The organism is Actinopolyspora lacussalsi subsp. righensis, assembly GCF_900116555.1.
Lineage (GTDB): Bacteria > Actinomycetota > Actinomycetes > Mycobacteriales > Pseudonocardiaceae > Actinopolyspora > Actinopolyspora lacussalsi.
In genome coordinates this window covers 373,007-390,861 of record NZ_FPAT01000005.1, presented here as the reverse complement: position 1 = coordinate 390,861, position 17,855 = coordinate 373,007, and the positions used below count along the sequence as shown (strand labels likewise).

The 17,855-nt window shown below is 67.0% G+C and carries 14 protein-coding genes; 8 read left to right on the top strand and 6 right to left on the bottom strand.

Features of this window, described 5'->3' with window-relative positions; genetic code table 11:
• The first annotated feature begins 384 nt into the window (after positions 1-384).
• The 3 genes from BM394_RS12125 to BM394_RS12115 all read left to right on the top strand — a co-directional run bounded on the left by BM394_RS12125 (position 385) and on the right by BM394_RS12115 (position 3,957).
• Entirely contained in the window at positions 385-1,929 is a 1,545-nt protein-coding gene (locus BM394_RS12125; RefSeq protein WP_092977748.1) for a sugar transferase, read from the top strand.
• Between the two features lie 111 nt (positions 1,930-2,040).
• The gene (locus tag BM394_RS12120; RefSeq protein WP_092977746.1) at positions 2,041-2,685 is read left to right on the top strand and encodes a TetR/AcrR family transcriptional regulator; all 645 of its coding nucleotides are present in this window, start codon (positions 2,041-2,043) and stop codon (positions 2,683-2,685) included.
• A 69-nt stretch (positions 2,686-2,754) separates the two neighbouring features.
• Positions 2,755-3,957 (top strand): GDSL-type esterase/lipase family protein, encoded by a 1,203-nt coding sequence (locus BM394_RS12115; protein WP_092977744.1) that lies wholly within the window; start codon positions 2,755-2,757, stop codon positions 3,955-3,957.
• Here the strand turns inward: BM394_RS12115 and BM394_RS12110 are convergent.
• Positions 3,887-5,017, bottom strand: a complete 1,131-nt coding sequence (locus BM394_RS12110; RefSeq protein WP_245780132.1) for a glycosyltransferase family 4 protein — start codon at positions 5,015-5,017, stop codon at positions 3,887-3,889. The two genes, BM394_RS12115 and BM394_RS12110, sit on opposite strands and share 71 nt — an antisense overlap.
• 226 nt (positions 5,018-5,243) lie before the next feature.
• The gene (locus tag BM394_RS12105; protein ID WP_092977740.1) at positions 5,244-6,533 is read right to left on the bottom strand and encodes an O-antigen ligase family protein; all 1,290 of its coding nucleotides are present in this window, start codon (positions 6,531-6,533) and stop codon (positions 5,244-5,246) included.
• Between the two features lie 230 nt (positions 6,534-6,763).
• On the opposite strand from BM394_RS12105, the gene BM394_RS12100 reads away from it, so the two are divergent.
• Both BM394_RS12100 and BM394_RS12095 read left to right on the top strand, forming a co-directional pair.
• The gene (locus BM394_RS12100) at positions 6,764-7,963 is read left to right on the top strand and encodes a glycosyltransferase (RefSeq protein WP_092977892.1); all 1,200 of its coding nucleotides are present in this window, start codon (positions 6,764-6,766) and stop codon (positions 7,961-7,963) included.
• 52 nt (positions 7,964-8,015) lie between these two features.
• Positions 8,016-9,626, top strand: coding sequence for a hypothetical protein (locus BM394_RS12095; protein ID WP_245780131.1), 1,611 nt, complete (start codon positions 8,016-8,018; stop codon positions 9,624-9,626).
• A gap of 49 nt (positions 9,627-9,675) precedes the next feature.
• Here the strand turns inward: BM394_RS12095 and BM394_RS12090 are convergent, their stop codons facing one another.
• The 3 genes from BM394_RS12090 to BM394_RS12080 form a co-directional block, all read right to left on the bottom strand.
• Positions 9,676-11,490: a right-handed parallel beta-helix repeat-containing protein gene (locus tag BM394_RS12090; protein WP_092977736.1), complete on the bottom strand. Its 1,815-nt coding sequence runs from the start codon at positions 11,488-11,490 to the stop codon at positions 9,676-9,678.
• Positions 11,491-11,556: 66 nt separating this feature from the next.
• Positions 11,557-11,985: an FAD synthase family protein gene (locus tag BM394_RS12085; RefSeq protein ID WP_092977890.1), complete on the bottom strand. Its 429-nt coding sequence runs from the start codon at positions 11,983-11,985 to the stop codon at positions 11,557-11,559.
• 2 nt (positions 11,986-11,987) lie between these two features.
• A complete protein-coding gene (locus BM394_RS12080; RefSeq protein ID WP_245780130.1) occupies positions 11,988-12,779 on the bottom strand; it encodes a CDP-alcohol phosphatidyltransferase family protein in 792 nt (263 codons plus the stop codon).
• 467 nt (positions 12,780-13,246) lie between these two features.
• Here BM394_RS12080 and BM394_RS12075 point away from each other — a divergent pair, with 467 nt between their 5' ends.
• Both BM394_RS12075 and BM394_RS12070 read left to right on the top strand, forming a co-directional pair.
• Positions 13,247-14,785, top strand: a complete 1,539-nt coding sequence (locus BM394_RS12075) for a cellulose synthase operon protein YhjQ/BcsQ (RefSeq protein WP_092977734.1) — start codon at positions 13,247-13,249, stop codon at positions 14,783-14,785.
• A gap of 35 nt (positions 14,786-14,820) precedes the next feature.
• Entirely contained in the window at positions 14,821-16,047 is a 1,227-nt protein-coding gene (locus BM394_RS12070) for an MATE family efflux transporter (protein ID WP_217643461.1), read from the top strand.
• Between the two features lie 85 nt (positions 16,048-16,132).
• Here the strand turns inward: BM394_RS12070 and BM394_RS12065 are convergent, their stop codons facing one another.
• A complete protein-coding gene (locus BM394_RS12065; RefSeq protein WP_092977732.1) occupies positions 16,133-16,678 on the bottom strand; it encodes a YbhB/YbcL family Raf kinase inhibitor-like protein in 546 nt (181 codons plus the stop codon).
• A gap of 373 nt (positions 16,679-17,051) precedes the next feature.
• On the opposite strand from BM394_RS12065, the gene BM394_RS12060 reads away from it, so the two are divergent.
• Complete coding sequence (locus BM394_RS12060; RefSeq protein ID WP_092977730.1) at positions 17,052-17,855, top strand: S1 family peptidase; 804 nt, start codon at positions 17,052-17,054, stop codon at positions 17,853-17,855.

The window sequence follows — 17,855 nt, the reverse complement described above, 5'->3', positions numbered from 1 at the left end:
TGCCCCATCCCGTCTCTGCTTCCTTGCCGCCGCGTACAACCCGGGGTTCGTTCCGGAAATTCCTACGCGTCCGGTGGCCGCGCGGCCACACGTCGCGTGGTGCGGAAGGCCGACTGCTCCCTTCGGCGACGAGTTTTGTTTCCTTGAACGGAAAATAGCCAATTGTTACGAGGTTGTTCTCCAGCCGGAACATTCGGCGTGCTCGCATCGATCGCCCTGTGCGCAGGGAATATTCCGTAATCGCGCGGGTGTGCTGGATGTAACGTGATATGAAAGATGCTCGAAAAACTGGGAGAACAGCAAGTCGAACATTCCCGTGAGGAAGGAATCCGCGGGGTTCCGCGGGCCGATGGGCCCGTGCGTTCGCGGTGAGTTGGAGTACGAATGCGGCTATCCTCGCGGCAGCGGGAACACCCCGTCGAGCTACGACAGAAGATTCCCGCCGCGGGCGGTACGGACCCGGAGGCTTCCGGTGCCGGCACGACCGAAGTGCGGCGTGACGCGCGCCGTGATGGCTCGCCGAGGTCGCACAGTGCTCGGGCGTTGCCGTGGGAGCGTCGTTACCGCTCGTTGGTGGCTCTCGGCGATGTGACCGCCACGGGGCTGGCCGTGGCGGGTGGCACGGTGATCTCGGCGCCTTCCGAGCCGTGGCGGACGGTGCTGTTCGCGGCACTCACCGCCGCCGCGCTGCTCGTCGCCCTGGTTCCGGCCTGGGACCATCGAATCCTCGGGCAGGGAGCCGAGGAGTTCCACCGGTTGGGCAGGGCACTGCTGACCGCTGCCGTGTTGTTGGCGTTCGGGGCGGTAGCCGCCGGTGTCGGTCAGTTACGGGGCTGGATCTTCGCCGTGTTGCCCTCGGCCGCCGTGCTGTGCTTGTTGCAGCGTTACGTGCTGCGCAAACTGCTGCATCGGAAGCGGGCCGCGGGGCGCTGCATGCTTCCGGTCATCGCGGCGGGGGACCCCGAAGCGCTGCGCGATCTGATCGCGCGTACCCGGCGGGAGTCCCACCTCGGTTGGCAGATCCGCGCGGTGTGCACCGCGGGACGAACGGGAAGCGGTGCGGAGGTCGACCAGATCGACTCCGTTCCGGTGGTGGGAGACCTCGGCGACGTCGCCCGACAGGCGCGGTTGGATGCCTACCGGGCGGTGATGATCAGTGCCGACGGCTACTGGACACGTCAACGGCTGCAGTGGCTGTCCTGGGAACTGGAGGGTACCGCCACCGAGATGGTGGTGGCTCCGGTGCTGATGGACATCGCCGGTCCCAGAGTGCACGTGTCCGAAGTGCTCGGCATGCCGCTGTTGCGGCTGAGCGAGCCGGTGCTGACTGGGCCGCGGCTGTTCGTCAAGTCCGTCATGGACAGAACAGGGGCGCTGCTGTTGCTGTTGGTCTTGTCGCCCCTGCTGCTCGTGATCGCCGCGGGGATCAAACTGGACAGCGCGGGGCCGGTGTTCTACCGGCAACGACGTGTCGGTCACAACGGCCACGTGTTCACCATGTTGAAGTTCCGGACGATGGTCACCGGCGCGGATGCCTCCTCCGCCGGTGAGCTCACCGACGAGGGAGCCGGGCCGCTGTTCAAGTCGAGGTGCGATCCCAGGGTGACCGGTCTCGGTTCCGTGCTGCGGAGCTACTCCCTGGACGAGTTGCCGCAGCTGGTCAACGTTCTCGTCGGTGACATGTCACTGGTGGGGCCGCGGCCGCCACTGCCGAACGAGACCGAGTCCTACGAGCCGGAGATGCACCGTCGCTTCCTGGTGCGTCCCGGGATGACCGGACTGTGGCAGGTCAGCGGCAGGAGTGACCTCTCGTGGGCCGAGAGCGTGCGACTGGATCTGCGTTACGTGGAGAACTGGTCACTGACGTTGGACGGGATGATCCTCTGGAAGACGGTGCGTGCCGTGATGTCCAGGGAAGGGGCCTACTGACGTTGAGTGGCCGGTCCGCTCCGGTCTCGCCGGGCGGCCGTGCGCAACTTCCCTAAACCCTTTAGGCTTTTGTATAGCACCTTTAGGTAGACTGCGGAGGAGGGAGAAGTTGTGCCGAGAGCGGGGCTGAGCGCGGAACGTCTCATCGGTGAAGCGGCGGAGCTGGCCGACGAGGTCGGCTTCGAGCAGGTGACGCTCTCCGCGCTGGCCAGGCGATTCGGTGTCAGGGTCGCGAGCCTGTACTCGCACCTGGACAGCTCGCACGAGCTCAGGACCGGGATCGCGCTGCTCGCGCTGGAGGAACTCACCGATCGTGCCGCTGCCGAACTGGCCGGACGGGCGGGCAGGGACGCCCTGGCCGCCTTCGCCGACGTCTACCGTGACTACGCTCGGCAGCATCCCGGCCGCTACGCCGCGAGCCGTTACCGGCTCGATCCGGAGACGGCGGCAGCGAGTGCCGGAGTCAGGCACGCGCGGCTCCTGCGCGCCGTCCTGCGGGGTTACGACCTCACCGGCGATGAGCAGACACACGCGGTTCGACTGCTGGGCAGTGTTTTCCACGGCTACGTCAGCCTGGAGTTGGAGGGCGGATTCAGCCACAGCGCTCCCGACAGCGGGCAATCCTGGGCGCGAATCGTGGAAGTCCTCGATGCCCTGCTGCGGAACTGGCCCGGTGCCTCACAATCCGGCGCCTCACAACCCGGTGTCTCACAGCCCGACGCCTCACGGCTCGACCCCTCGCAGCGGGGGAGTTGAACCCGTCCGCGCTCGCGGCCCGAAGCGTACCGACGGCTCCCGGCCACCAACACGCGACAGGAAGAGACCATGCACGACGAGCCGACCACGATCGACACACCTCTCACCGCGAATCTGCTGCGCGGCGCGGTCGAGACGGAGCACACCGAACGCGGATTGCTACCGCATCGGCTGCCCGCCAGGGCACTCGCCCAGTGCGGTGACGGGCAACTAGCCATGGCCGAGAGCCAGCCCTCCGGCGTTCGGCTCGCCCTGCGCACCCGAGCCACCACTGTCGAGCTGGACACCGTGCCGACCAAGCGGACCTACCGTGGGGCACCGCCTCGGCCGGACGGAATCTACGATCTGCTCGTCGACGGCTCGCTGGTGGAGCAGTCCCACGTCAGCGGGGGCGAGACCCTCGAAATCGACATGACGACAGGTGACGTCCAGCGGCATACCGGACCGGTCGGGACCCTTCGCTTCACCGATCTGCCCGAACGTGTGAAGGACCTCGAGATCTGGTTACCGCACGACGAGACCACCGAACTCGTGGCCCTGCGTACCGACGCCCCTGTCGAGCCGTCCCCGGAATCGGACCGTGCCGTCTGGTCGCACCACGGCAGCTCGATCAGCCACGGTTCCAACGCCGCGAGCCCCACCGCGACCTGGCCCGCGCTCGCCGCGAACACCGCCGGGGTGGACCTGATCAACCTGGGAATGGGCGGCAGCGCGCTGCTCGACCCGTTCACCGCGCGAACGATGCGCGACACCCCGGCCGACCTGATCAGCCTCAAGCTCGGCATCAACCTGGTCAACGCCGATCTGATGCGACTGCGTGCCTTCACACCCGCGGTGCACGGTTTCCTCGACACCATCCGGGAAGGGCACCCCGACGCTCCGCTGCTGGTCGTCTCACCCATCCACTGCCCGATCCACGAAGCCACCCCGGGCCCCAGCGCCCCCGACCTCACCGAGTCCGACCTCGGGCGGTTGCGCTTCCTCGCCACCGGGGACCCGGCGGAGCGGGCGAACGGGAAGCTCACGCTGGAAACGATTCGAGCGGAACTGGCCAGGATCGTGGCGCAGCGGGCGGAGGAGGATCCGAGGTTGCACTACCTGGACGGACGCGAACTCTACGGCCCGACCGATTACGCCGAACTACCACTACCCGACGAGCTCCATCCGGATTCCGCCGCTCACCGTCGTATGGGTGAACGTTTCACCGGGTTCGCCTTCGCACCCGAAGGGCCCTTCGCGGGACACGACGGCCGTCGGTCTCGGGCGCGATGAGCTCGTCGATCGTTTTTCGCAGTGAGTCGTGGTAGCGCTCCGGTGCGAACAGCGCGGCGGCCTCGTGCCGGGCGTGCTCCGCGAGCTCCAACGCACCCGGCCAGTCGACCAGCAGCCGTTCCACGCCGTCCGCGAGGGCCGCGGGGTCGTCGGCTCCGACGATGTGGCCGCGGCTGCCGTCGCCGACGGTTTCGGGAAGTCCCTGGACGTCGGTGACCACCACCGGCAATCCGGCGAGCTGAGCCTCGACCGCGGTATTGCCGAACGGCTCGAACCGGGAGGGCACCAGGGCGATGTCCGCTTCGGCGTAGTGGTGCCAGACATCGGAGTCGAAGCCGTGCAGCCGGACCGAGTCCGACAGTCCGTGCGCACGGATCAGCCGCTCGATCTCGCGTTCGAACCACTCGTAACCGTCGAAGACGGAGCCGATCAGATCCAGCGTGACCGGATGTCCCCGTTCCCGCAGCAGCGCGAGTGCCCGCACCGCCGTGTCCGTGCCTTTGCGCGGCGAGAGTCTGCCCACCAGGACGAGTCGCCGCGGCCGGGTGCTCCGAGTGTCCACGTGGAGGGGTTCGGGCCCGGCGACCCCGTTGTAGACCACGCTGGTCCGGTCCCGCAGTCGAGGAATCGCTCGGTGCAGCACACTGGCGGCGGCACGACTGTTGACCACGACACCGCGGGAGGCCAGCAGTGGAAGCGTCAGGCCGACACGTACCGGTAACGGTTGGGTGTCCTCGGCCTCGTGCACGTGCGTCACCACGCGGTGCCCGAGCGCGGCGGCCAGCAACGTCCAGGTGGGAACGGTGATCGTGCTGATGTAGACGGCCGCGTAACGACGGGACAGCAGTCGAAGCATGGCGGGTAGCGCGACAAGGCCGTCCCGCAGGAAACCGAGCAGGCCGGTGGGATGCAGCACGCTTTTGCGCAGCACCGCCGTGGGGCAGCGGTGCACCCGTGCTCCGGTGCGTCGCAGATACGGTACGAGTGGACCCTGCTGGGGCAGTACCACCAGCACACGGTGTCCCGCCCCGGTCAGCGCTCGCACCGATTCGAGGAACACGCGGTCGGAACCGTACAACTCGGCGGACGGGTGTACCAGCAGCAGTTCGCTCGGCGAGTGGTTCCGACGGTCGTGGGGCCGAAAGCGGTCGCGGACGGCCCTCCGAAACACCGCCGCTGTCTTCCGGGCCGTAACGGGGCTTTCGAACGGCGAACGGGTCATCGCTGCTCCCATCGTGGCTGTCCCGGCGTCGCGGGAGGTGCGGAGGCCGAGGGGGTCGACGCTGTCAGCGGGTGGCCGCGGGGTTCCCGTTGCCCGCGGGTTCCGTTTCCGCTCGGAGCATCCCGGCCCAGGCCGCGAGCATCAGCAGCCACACGGCCGATGCGTTGGCGGGCGCACCGAGGGATTCGGCGAACACCGAGTTGGCCAGCATTCCCAAGGTGACCGAGATGATGAGGGTGCGGTCCGCCCGCGGTTCCGGTCGTAGCCGCTTGGCGCGCGTGGTGTTGACGAATATACCGATCACCAACGCCGACCAGACGATCAGTCCGAGCAGACCGGTGTTCACGAGCAGGTTGATCACGGCGTTGTGACCGCCGCCGAGTCCCATCTCGTCGAGGAAGAGCCCGCGAGTGGCACTCAGGCCGTGGCCGTACAACGGCCGTTGGGCGAAGGCTTCGAGGGCGTAGCCCCACAGTTCGGTACGGGCGTTGAGGGTCAGCAGCCGCGACATCGAGTGCCCGCGAGTGAAGAACCCGGCGATGGCCGGGGCGGCGGCCAGTACCACGGTCAACACGCCGACCGACAGGAAAGCCGTGATCTCCAGCCTGCGGGTTCCCCGCCACCTGATCCACAGCGCCACGACCGAACCGACGGCGGCGGCCAGTGCCGCGCTCCGCGTGTTCGTCGCGATCAGCCCGCCGGAACAGACGGTCAGCATGCCGAGATAGATCCCCAGCGGCCAGCGCGGACCGGTCCTGGTGTTGCGTCTGCCGATGACGTAGCTCGCGAGCACGATCACGGCGATCGCCAGTAGCTGCCCCGCGGCGACGGGGTGCAGGTGCAACCAGGTGAACCGATCCGGCTGGCTTTCCCTGCGCGGGAAGGGGACAAGCACTCCGAAGAGCACCGATACCGTGATCAGCGCACTGTAGGCGTGTGCGAAGAAGTGCATGCTCGCGCGATCCGAGTGCCGCGCCGTCGTGCGCGTCAGCGCCAGGATGATCGCCATCTGGCAGGATCGCACCAGCGCCATCTCGAAGTACGGAGAGTACACTGTGGACAAGAAGAGCACCGTGACGTAGGCGTAAGCCGCCAGTGTCGTCCAGTGGGCCGTCGTGAGTCTCGGCGTGGGACGGAACCGCAGGAACAACCAGCAGGCGATCACTCCGTAGGTGGCGATCTCGAGCAGCACGAAAAGGTCCGGATTGCCCGAGATGGATTGATCCTGATCGCGGAGTCGGAATTCGTACTCGCTGGCTATGATGAACGCCAGTGCGCACACGGTCAGTCGTATCGTGTCCCGATCGGAGCGGAAACCGGATGCGTCGGCAAGGAAGTGGCGATAGTCGAGCACGGAAATCCTCGGCTTGGGTGTCTTGCGGAACGGGTTCTACCAGTCCTGCCCGAGGTGCCGGGAACCGGCCGTTCGGACATCGCGGGATCGCGATAGCGGGGACGAGTCGAGGAGCGCGTCTCGGAGGAGATCTGGTAACGAACTGATACCGCGAGCTTATGCGGCGGTCACAGTGCCCGCACCATTGATTGCCGAACTACGGCGGACAGGCGCGATTCGATTGGACGGCGATGCGCATAGCGATGTTGGGTACGCGGGGTGTTCCCGCGCGATACGGTGGGTTCGAGACCTGCGTGGAGGAGGTCGGGGCCCGGTTGGTTCGGCTGGGCCACGAAGTCACCGTGTACTGCCGCAACGGCAATGACGAGACCGAACGAAGTCCCGAGTATCGGGGAATGCGGTTGGTACGGCTGCCCGCCCTCCGCAGGAAAACCCTGGAGACGCTGAGTCACACCGGCGTCTCGGTGGGACACCTGTTGCGGGATCCACCGGATGTGGCCGTGGTTTTCAACGCCGCGAACGCGCCGTTCCTGCCCTTGCTGCGAGCTCGTGGGGTGCCGGTTGTCACCCATGTCGACGGCTTGGAGTGGAAGCGTGCCAAGTGGGGGAGGCTCGGGTCCCGTTACTATCGGGCGGCCGAAGCACTGGCGGTTCGCTGTTCCGACGCGCTCATCGCCGATTCCAGGGGGATCCAGGACTACTACGCACAGCGGTTCGACGTCGGCACGGAATACATCCCCTACGGCGCTCCCGTGCTGGACACAGTCGGTGCCGACACGCTGTCCGAACACGGGTTGCGGGCCGGGGAGTACCACCTCGTGGTGGCGCGTTTCGAACCGGAGAACCACGTGGACGTCGCGGTGGCCGGTTATCTCCGGAGTGGCGCGGTGCACCCGCTGGTGATCGTGGGGGCGGCTCCTTACGCGGATTCCTACACCGCGCACGTCCGCAGGCTCGCGGCGCGCGGTTCCGGGGTGAGGCTGCTGGGGTCGGTCTGGGATCAGCGGGGCCTCGACCAGCTCTACGCGAACGCGCTCACGTATGTTCACGGGCATTCGGTCGGTGGCACCAACCCGTCGTTGCTGCGCGCTATGGGGGCCGCGACCGCGACCTCGGCCTACGACGTGCCGTTCAACCGGGAAGTGCTGGGGGAGCACGGTGTCTATTTCACCGATCCGGCTTCGTTGGCCGAATGCTTCGACCGTGCCGAGGAGTTCCCACAGGACACGATGGATCGTGGGCGTGCACAGCTCTCCGCGCTGCGGGGCAACTACGACTGGGACGTCGTGGCCCGCGGTTACGCGGAACTGGCGGAGCGGTTGTGTGCCCGTCGAGTCTTCCCGGTAACGGGGAGGGTGTCGCGGTTGTTCGGTCGCGCCGTGACCGGCCGTACCGAACCTCGGCGGAGTCAACCGGACAGAAAGGAGTGAGATGTTACGTCGTAGCCGAAGAGTTGGCGCGGCTTTTGTCGGGATCCTCGGGATGGGGCTGTTGACCGCTCCCGCGGGGGCGGCCGAGCAACAACCACAGCCGGTTACGGCCGGTGCGTTGCCCACACCGCAGACGAACGGGATCGTGCTGTCGATGGCGATCGTGGGCGATACCGTCTACGCTGGCGGTCACTTCAGCAAGGCCCGTCCCGCCGGGGTCTCTCCGGGAGGTGCCGGCGAGGTCAACAGGGACAACCTGCTGGCCTTCGACATCCGGACCGGGCAGCTGCTCGACTGGTCCCCCTCGGTGACCTCCACAGCGTTCGAATCCAGCGCGGATCCCGGTCCGCTGTGCGACTCGCTCGGCGAGAATCGTTGGCGATGCGACACGGTTTTCAACGTCACCGCCGCCCCTGACGAGAGCAGGGTCTACGTCGGTGGGGACTTCGACCGGATCAACGATCGGTGGCGTTCCAGGGTGGCGTCCTTCGGCGCGGCCGACCGTACGCTGGTGGACGGGTTCGACCCGACGGTGGCCGGTCGCGTACGGGCTCTCTCGGTCACCGAGGACACCGTCTACATGGGGGGTGCTTTCGACAGCGTCGACGGCGCCGATCGCACCAGGCTGGGCGCGGTGTCCACCACGGGGGAACTGCTGCCGTGGAATCCCACCGTCGACGCGACTGTCCACAGCATATCGGCAGTGCCGGAACAGCGGCGCACGCTCATCGGCGGTGCCTTCGACAATGTCAACGGGCAGTCCCACTCCGCGCTGATGGCCGTTGACGACACCACCGGTGCGAACGTCTCCTGGCAGTGGCAGGCTCCCACTCCGGAGGACGTGGTCACCGACATCGACACCGACGGGAACGGCCGTGCCTATTTCGGCGCGTACAACTGGAACGCCGACGGTGCCGTTCGTTTCGAGGGCCGTGGTGCCGTACGCGTCGACAACGGGGCCACTGTCTGGATGGACGGGTGTTACGGCGACACCCAGTCGGTCGCCGTGTCCGAGGGTGTGGTCTACGCGGCATCCCACACGCACTCCTGTGCCGCACTCGGGGCTTTTCCCGAGGACGGGTCCATCGATTACCAGCGGTTGAGCGCGGAGAGCACGGCCGTGGCCGGTACGGCGGCTGCCAACCCGAACCACGTGACCGAGGGAGATCCGGTTCCCGCGTTGCTGCCCTGGCTGCCCAACACCAACGGTGGCCCGGCGGACAGCCCCTGGGAGAACGGGACGTGGGCGATCGAAGCCGATTCGGACTACGTCGTCGTCGGTGGTGAGTTCACCACTGTCAACGGCACACGGCAGCAGTCGTTGACCCGGTTCGCGGCGCGTTCGGTGCCGGAAGCGGTCAACAACGGTCCCCAGGTGCCGTTCCGAGCTCCGGATGTGCGGCGCCAGTGGCCCAGCGGGGACGTCACGATCGAGTGGACCGGAACCTGGGACGCCCAGAACCGTGCCATTCGTTACGAAGTGGTGCGGGTCGGTGAGTCCGAGCCGATCCACACGGTGACGAAGGAGTCCTGGCCGTGGTCGCTGCCCACCATGCGGTTCACCGATACCCAGGCTCCCGACGGGAGCACGGAGTACTGGATCAGAGCCGTCGACGCCGACGGGGCTGCCATCGGTTCGCCACGGGGCAGCACTGATTGGTGAGCGACTGTCACCGGCCCGGTCCGCCTCCGGGCGGGCCGGGCCGGTCCGCTCAGGTCCCGCGGGCTCCGGGGGTGGTCAACAGGCCCACGTCCGGACGGTGGTACGCCCGCACGCCGAGTTCCTCGGCGACATCCCCCGGTAGCGGGCGTCCTGCCCCGCTCCCCACCGCGTCGTCACGCAGCCCGAAATCACCGCTGTCCGGTGCGCGGAACGGATGATGTTCGGTGCGCTTCGAGATGCTGTGTTCGCCCTGTCCGGTTGTCTCGGTCAGTTCGGCCAGCGACTCGAAACGGCTTTTCCGCTCGTCACCGTGGTACCATTCCGTGAGGTAAGGCTCGTCATTCCGCAGATAGACGTTGCCGTCGCTGCGTGACACGAAAGCCGGAGTGCTCACGTCCGCTGCTTTGTTGTCTCCCGTACTGATGAACGGTTCGTCGCCAGCGGTTCCCGCGAAGAGGTTGTTCACGATTTCGGTTTCCGCGGTGATCCAGCTCAGGCCGAGCTCCTGACTGTAAGGATCGAAGGACGGGGAGCGTGGATCGTTGTATACTCCCAGGGAGCCGTGATTTCGCCAGAAGGTGTTGTTGAAGAAGCCGATGTGGTCGGCACTGGAGATCTTCATGCCGAACCGGTCGTTGTGCGAGACCAGGTTCGAGGCGAACAGCGCGCGGGAGGATACCTCGTAGTACAAGCCGTGCTTGGCGTTGTCGCGTGCGGTGTTGTGCACGACCGTCGCGTCGGTGCAGCCCAGATCGCACCACCAACCGGTGCCGATGTTGTTCACGAACGAGTTGTGCTCGATCAGCGCTTTGCTGGTGCGTGTCATCTTCACGCCACCGGCCCCGATGGCGGGGCCGGACAGGGCGAACCGCTCCCTGTTGTTCCGCGACACCCGGTTGTCCACCAGTCGTACGCCGTGCGCCTTGTTCGACATCAGGCCCACGAGGCCGTTGTCGACGATGATGTTGCCGTCCACTTCGGCGTTCGGGGCGAACACGGCCACCCCGCTGGAGGCCGACCACGCGAACGCGTTGTCGCGCAGCACGACATCGGCGGCGTTGACCACCACCATCGCCCCTCTCCTGCCGTACTCCTGGCGGGAGGCGTAATGCGCGATCCCGACACCGTGCAGGCTGCTGCCCGCCGCCCGGGGGCCGTCGAACTGCAGCAGCCACGGATGCACGCTCGCCTCGACGGTTCTGTCCGTCGGATCGGATCCCAACAGCAGGGTGTCCTCGACGGTGTCGACGTAGAAGGTCCCCGGGGTGAGCTCGCCGCGCTCCGCCACCTGTCGCAACGGTTTCCCGTCCAGGAAGACCATGTCGGGCAGGCCGGCGTTCGGATGCCGTGAATCGATTATCTTCGGCAGGTAGCAGTCCCGGCAGTAACCCGGTGACCAGTCCCGGTGCAGCCACCCCCCGTCGGTACGGGTCCAGTCCGAGACGATCTCACTGCCCTTCAACCACACCCGCTCACCGGGGAAGGATCTGATCCGCAACCGTTCGCGCACGAGTCCCACGCTCTCCCGGTACGTTCCCTCCCGGAGCACGATCGTCTCGGGGGAGTCGGCCCTGTCCACGGCCGCACCGAGAGTGCGCAGCGGTGCGTCCCTGGTGCCAGCGGCATCGTCGGAGCCGTCGGTGGCCACGAACAGCGCGTCCGGGGGAACCGGTGCGTTCGTCCCGGGAACGGCGGGAAGCGGGGAGGCGTCGGGGAGCGGATGCCTGTCCACCGTTTCCGCGGTACCGGAATTGATCCGTACCAGGACTCCCGCGAGCACGGCCACGGCACACAGCAGGACCGCTCCGGCGGCGATGACGAGTCGGTTTCGGTGCTTTTCCGTGCGCGGAACCAGCGGAAACATGTCGGGTTGGCCTCATCGGGTCGTCGGGTCTGCTCGCGGCGGCCGTCGTTGGGACCGGACTGCCGGTCAACCGCCGGGACGGTCGGGCACCGAGATCCGGTCGCGGAGGGAGGTGCTGGACACGTGTGCGGTGTACGGGAAGTACACGATTCTGACTCCCACGGAACCCAGTCTGTTCTCCAGTGCCTCGCCTCGTTCGGTGTCCTTCCAGTCGTCGCCCTTGACCAGCACGTGGAAACCGACCCTTCGCCATGCCAGGAACTTGTCCAGATAGGGATCGGCCACCGCCTTGTCCACGTGCCGGATGCTAGCGACGATCTCAAGTCGTTCCTCGAACGGAACGACGGGGTGTCTGGCTTTGGCGCGCAGGATCATCTCGTCGGTGGCGACACCGGCGACGAGTCGATCGCAGATCGAACGCGCTCGCTGCAGAATCCGGAGGTGGCCGATGTGGAACATGTCGTAGGCACCGGGCGCGTATCCGATCACCGGCATGCTCACCGCCCCGATTCCGGTGGGCACAGCGCTCGCATCTCGCGGAACCATTTCGGCAGTGCCAGGCAGGCGAAACAGAAATGTGCCGCGAACAACATCGTGTACACCGCGATGAAAGGAATCCTGTCACCCAAAAGAATGAAACATAAGCACAGCACTCCGTAGTCGGTCGGTGCGACCAGTAATGACTTGGTGATTCCCGGTGTCGTGGAATTCGTCGACAGCGCGGCGGCAGGGTTCGAACGCGCGCGCCGCAACTGGTCGTTGAGAATCATCGCGAAGAACAACACGCTTTCGGTCACCGCGAAACCGAGCGGAACCAACAACCACGCGCTCGCCGTGTCCCCGAACCGAAACGTCGAAAGCAGCACGGCAAGGTGCAACGTGGGGATCTTCGCGCTGTCGATGATGTGGTCCAACCATTCTCCGGCCGGGTTTCCACCACCCCGCAGCCTGGCAAGCTGCCCGTCCGCGGAGTCGAGCGCGTAGCCGAGCAGCAGGGTCAGCGCGACGATCACACCCAGTGTGCGGGAAGGGGGAACGGCGGCCAACGCGAGGATCCCACCGAACGTGAACGCCGCGCTTATGGTGGTCACCTGGTTGGGGGTGAACCCGGCCTGATAGGCCGCCGCGGCGAGGTAACCGCCCGCCTTGCGGTTGATGAACCTGGAGTACGCGGGTGCTCCGCCGGCCGACTTCTGCGCTCCGGGGAGGCGGCGTAACGCTTCCCGGAACACCGAGTCGGCCCGATCGTTCCCGGGCTGGGAGCCACTCCGTAAGGCAGGTCCGCGCACAGGTTCTCCTTCGTCGAAGGTGCTCGTGGTTCCGTCCGAATGCATCACCCGGATCCGGGACGGGCCGTTATCGAATCGATGTTTCCGATGAGTGTTCACTCGAGGAGCCGGAGAAATCGCCGTGAGCTCCGAGCGAGCGGAAACTTCGCGATTCGTCAGACTCTCGGACGTGCCCGGATACTCGTCAAGTGGGCGCTGTTCGTTACACCGTTATCGTAATCATGGTGTTCGCATCGGGGAGTTTCACCGTGACCCCGCGATCGGCGTAAGCTCCCCGTCGGAGCGCGCCGACCGGGATGTCGTTCGGACACTTCGGACCGGTCGGACCGGGGGATCGTCCGCTCACCGGTCAGGGACGGACGGGAGGCTATCGTGCTCGGTGGCGCCGTACCGCGAGCCTGTCGTCGCGGTGAGCAGCTCGATCGTGACCCTCCCCGGCGAACGCTCACGCGTCGAATGGAGCTCGCATGAATGAACCCCTGCCCGCCCCGAACATTCTCGGCGCGTTATGGCGCTATCGATTGAGTTCGCTCGGGATCGTCGTCGGCACCGTCCTGGTCAGCGTCATCGTCGCGCTCACCGTGGGCAGTGCCGGGGTGGCCGAGGCCCGCATCGTGCTCAAGGCCCCCGACTCGGCACAGGCGCTGGGTTTCGAGGTCACGAGTGAATCGGGGTTCGTGCGCTATGTCAATCAGCGTGCGCTTTTCGTGACCTCCGATCGCACACTGGGGACCGCCCGTGAACGGCTCGGCGGGCAGGAGACGATCAAGGAACTGCGTGAGGCGGTCACCGCCAGCGCCTCCGACAACGGTGACTCGATTCTCGTGCGGGTCGACATAGGCGATGCCGAACGGTCCACCGAGATCGCCAACGCCGTCGTGACCGCCTATCAACGAGAGTCCCGGGCCGAGGTATCCGCGGCGGCGGACAGGACGTTGAAGGCGCTGCGCAACCGACGTGAACAGTTGGTCGCCGACATCGCCGAATCCGGTTCCGGCGTGGATTCGGCCTCCAGCCGCACCATCAGCGAGTTGGACCAGCGCATAACCGAGATCAGAATCGCCTCCGGCCAGTTCGGCGATGGTGTGTCCTTTGTCGACAAAGCCGTTACCGATTCCTCGGGTGTCATCACCGCCCTGCTGCGTGACGCGGTCGTCGGATTCGCGGTGGGAGTGCTGTTGGCCGCGACGGTCGCCTGGGCGCGTGCCGATCGCAACCGCAGGGTGCGCGATGCCGCGGACCTCGCGCGGTTGTCCGACGAACCACTGCTGGGCGAGGTGGAAGCGCTCGGTGAGGGAGAGACCGCTCGGTTGCACAACCTGGTGGTGCCGCCGCTGGGGTCCTACCGACTCGTTTCCTCGGTGCTGCGCAACACCGTCCGAGGTGGGCTGGTGGCCGTGACGGGAGTCTCCGCCGGGGACGGTGCCACCACCACGGTGCTGCAGGTCGCGGGAGCCGCCGCCCGGGACGGGCTGCGGGTGCTGGTGGTGGACGCGGCCGTGCGGACCAGGGAGCTCTCGCACAACGTCGCGCTGCAGAACGACTGGTACGGCATGGCGCCCATCGCCACCGGCGCGGCGACCGTGCACGCTTCCACCAGGGTCATCGAGGTGGGACCCGGTATCGAGTTCCGCGTTATTCCCGCCGGGCGTGCCAGCGAGGGAGCTCCCGACTACTTCCGTTCCTCGCTGTTGCGCAGAGCGATGGTGGAAGCCCGGGGTGGTTACGATCTCGTGCTGGTCGATCTGCCGCCGCTGGAGTCCGCCCCGGAGGTCAGTGCGCTGGTCCCCGCCGCGGACGGAGTCGTGCTCACCGTCCGCAAGGAGCGTTCCGTTGCCGCGCTGCGCAGGGCGCGGGAACGGATCGAACTGCTGGGGGGCAAGATCGCCGGTTACGTTTTCACCTTCGCCTCCCAGAGCTCCCAGACGACGGCGCAGCACAACGAGCAGCAGGGCGAGACACCGGGGCGAGTTTCCGCGACAACCGTTCACCGAGGTGGACAGTGACCTCGTGCCGAATTCCCGGATGGCTTCGTGGCCAGGTGCGGGACGGTGTGGCCGGAGTGGCGGCGCAGGGGATCACCGCCGCCACCAGCCTGCTGGTCCAGCTGGTCGCGGCCGTTTCGCTGGGACTGTCCCAGTACGGTGTCTTCGCGGTGTTGCTCGCCATGCTCGTCGGGGCCAACGCGCTCTACATCGGCTTCGTCTGCGACAGCTTCACCGTTTTCGACCGGCACGAACCCCGATACCGCGCGGCACTGGTCAGCGCGGCGTTGCTGGTGGCCGCGCTGTGCGTGTCGGGGGCGCTGCTACTGGCACTGACGTTCTCCGGTGGCGGGATCAGCCTGGCCGTCCCGTACGCGCTGCTGGTGGGCAGCAAACTGGCCGCCGAAACCGTACGCAGGCTGTTCGTGGTCCGGGTGTCTTTCCGCGCCCTGCTGCTCAACGACGTGTGCTCGCTTGTCGTCACCGCGTTGGCGCTGCCGGTGTTGCTGGGGGCGAGCGGGGAACCCACCCCGGAGGTGCTGCTCGGATCGATGTGCTGCGGTGCGCTCGCCGCGGTGTCGCTCGGGCTGTGGCAGTTGCCCCGTTCCGAGTGGCGCGGACTGCGACCGGGGATCACCGAACTGCCGGGACTGGCCCGGTTCGCGGTGTGGCGCGCCTTGCAGTCCGGGCTGCGTCCGCTGACGTTGTTGGCCGCCAGGCTGTTGGTGGCCGGACTGATCTCCACGGCGGCCGTCGGCGTGCTCGAACTCGCCCGGTTGGTGGTCGCTCCGGTGCAGGTCGTGATCAACGGTTCGGGAAGTCTGCTGCTGGGCAAATTGGCGGCGCGCGAGCGGGGTGGTGACCGACGTGACCCGCGTCTGATCGGGAGGGCCGCCGGGGCGCTGTGCGGTGGAACGGTCGTGACGGGACTGCTGTCCGCGGTGCTGGCCCTGCTGCTCGCTCCTCCGCTGTTCGGCAGGAGCGTCGATGCGGGGGCCGTGTTCGGTTGGGTCGCCTATCTCGCCCTGTGGGCGGCGGGGCTGCCCTATGCCACCGAGCTCGTGACCCGCCGCATGTCCCGTGCGGTGTTCCTGCCGCGGTTGCTGGACTCAGTAATGGGACTGGCCGTGGCCACCACGGTGCTGTCGCTCGATGCCCCGGTCGCAGCGTTGCCCTGGGCGTTGGCACTGGGCGGCGGTTATGCCGCGTACCGGCTGCGTACGTTGGTCCGGTCCGAACCGAGTCCCCTGGCGGCGGAACCGGGGACCTCCCGCGCGCTGTGAGGTGTCGCCACCGTCGTCGTGCGGCCCCGCGCCTCAGCCGGGACCGCACGACGGGTGATTCGTGACAACCGGGCCGAAGGGCCGTTCAGTGCGCGTAGGTCGGCGCGATCACGGCACGCCCCAGGGTGTGGAAGGCGAGCATGAAGTTGACCACGGCCGGAGTGGCGGTGCTGTCGACACCGAGCTTCGCGCTGTCGACCGCGTTCACCGCGAAGTAGTAGCGGTGCGGGCGGTCACCTTGCGGGGGAGCCGCCCCACCGAACGCGTGCTCTCCCACGTCGTTGCGCACGTGGAAGGCGCCCTCCGGTACGCCGGTGCCGCTTCGGTCACCCGCACCTGTCGCCAGTTCGGTGACCGAGGCCGGGACGTCGACGAGTACCCAGTGCCAGAACCCACCGGGGATGGGGGCGTCCGGGTCGAAGCAGGTGATCACGAAGCTCTTCGTGCCCTCGGGGAAGCCGTGCCAGGAGAGCTGCGGCGAGACGTTGTCGCCGCCGGCCCCCATGCCGTCGTACGCGTGGGCCTTGGACATGGCTTGGCCATCGGTTACGTCCTTCGAGGTGACCGTGAACGACGGCACTTCGGGCAGCAGACTGTAGGGATCGGGATCGATGGGACGCTCCAGGCTCATTGCGTCTACCCTTCTCGTCGATCGGATTTCGGTACACCTCGGCCGGAATCGCCGTTCTTCGGTGATCGGCCGCTTCCACCGTAATCACCGCTCCGGCGTCGGTCGTGGCCGCTCCCGGCGAGCTCCAACCGGTGCGGGTCGTTCTCCAGCGCCGCGCTGTTCCCCAGTGCTGCGCCGGAAACGCCATTTTGTCGCTCGATCAGGTGAGTCACTGTCCAGTTTCGGCTTGCTTGTGAGCCGTCAGCGGCGAGGTCGTGGACACTGGCCGCGACGGCCCGGTTACGAACGACCACCAATGCGCGAAACCCGGTAATCGTTTTCCGTTGCCCGGAGCATCGCTCCGGAAGACGGTGACCGCTACAGGGAGCTTTGAATGCGACGACGCTTGTGGCCCAACCTTCCGGCGGTGCTGTTCGTGGCTCTCGCGTTCTGGGTGGTGCTGCCCACGACCACGGTTGCCACCGAGCAGCCACCTCCCGAGCTGAACACGGCATCGGCCACACCGATCGTCGGAGGGAAGCCCGCCGACATCGAGCAGTACCCCTGGGTGGTTTATCTGATGGATTCCCGGGGAAAGCAGTTCTGCGGCGGGGCGCTGGTCGCCTCGGACAAGGTGGTGACCGCGGCGCACTGTGTGATCGATCGTCGAGTCTCCGACGTGCGCGTGGTGGCCGGGCGTGCCGACAAGAGCAGTCAGTGGGGCCAGGTCCTGGGGGCGACCGACTTCTGGGTGCATCCCGACTACAGCGCTCCCTATCGAGGGGCTGACGTGGCGGTGCTGACGCTTCGTGAATCAACATCACGTTCGGTGGTGGAACTGGCCGGTCCGAGCGACGAGCTCTACGGCGACAACACCGAGGCGACCGTGCTGGGATGGGGCGCCCGCTCCGAAGGGGGCCAGAACTCGGAGGTCCTGCGCCGGGCGACGGTTCCGGTGGTCGGCGACGCCGAGTGCGCCGAGATCTACGACCGCCAGTTCGTACCGAACGCGATGGTGTGCGCGGGATATCCCGATGGGGAAGTGGACGCTTGCCAGGGCGATTCCGGAGGTCCGCTGGTCGTGGAGGACAAGCTCATCGGCATCGTTTCTTGGGGCGTGGGATGCGCGCGTCCGGGAAAGCCGGGGGTCTACACCGAGGTGGCGGCCTATACCGATCGGATACGGGCCCGGTTCTGA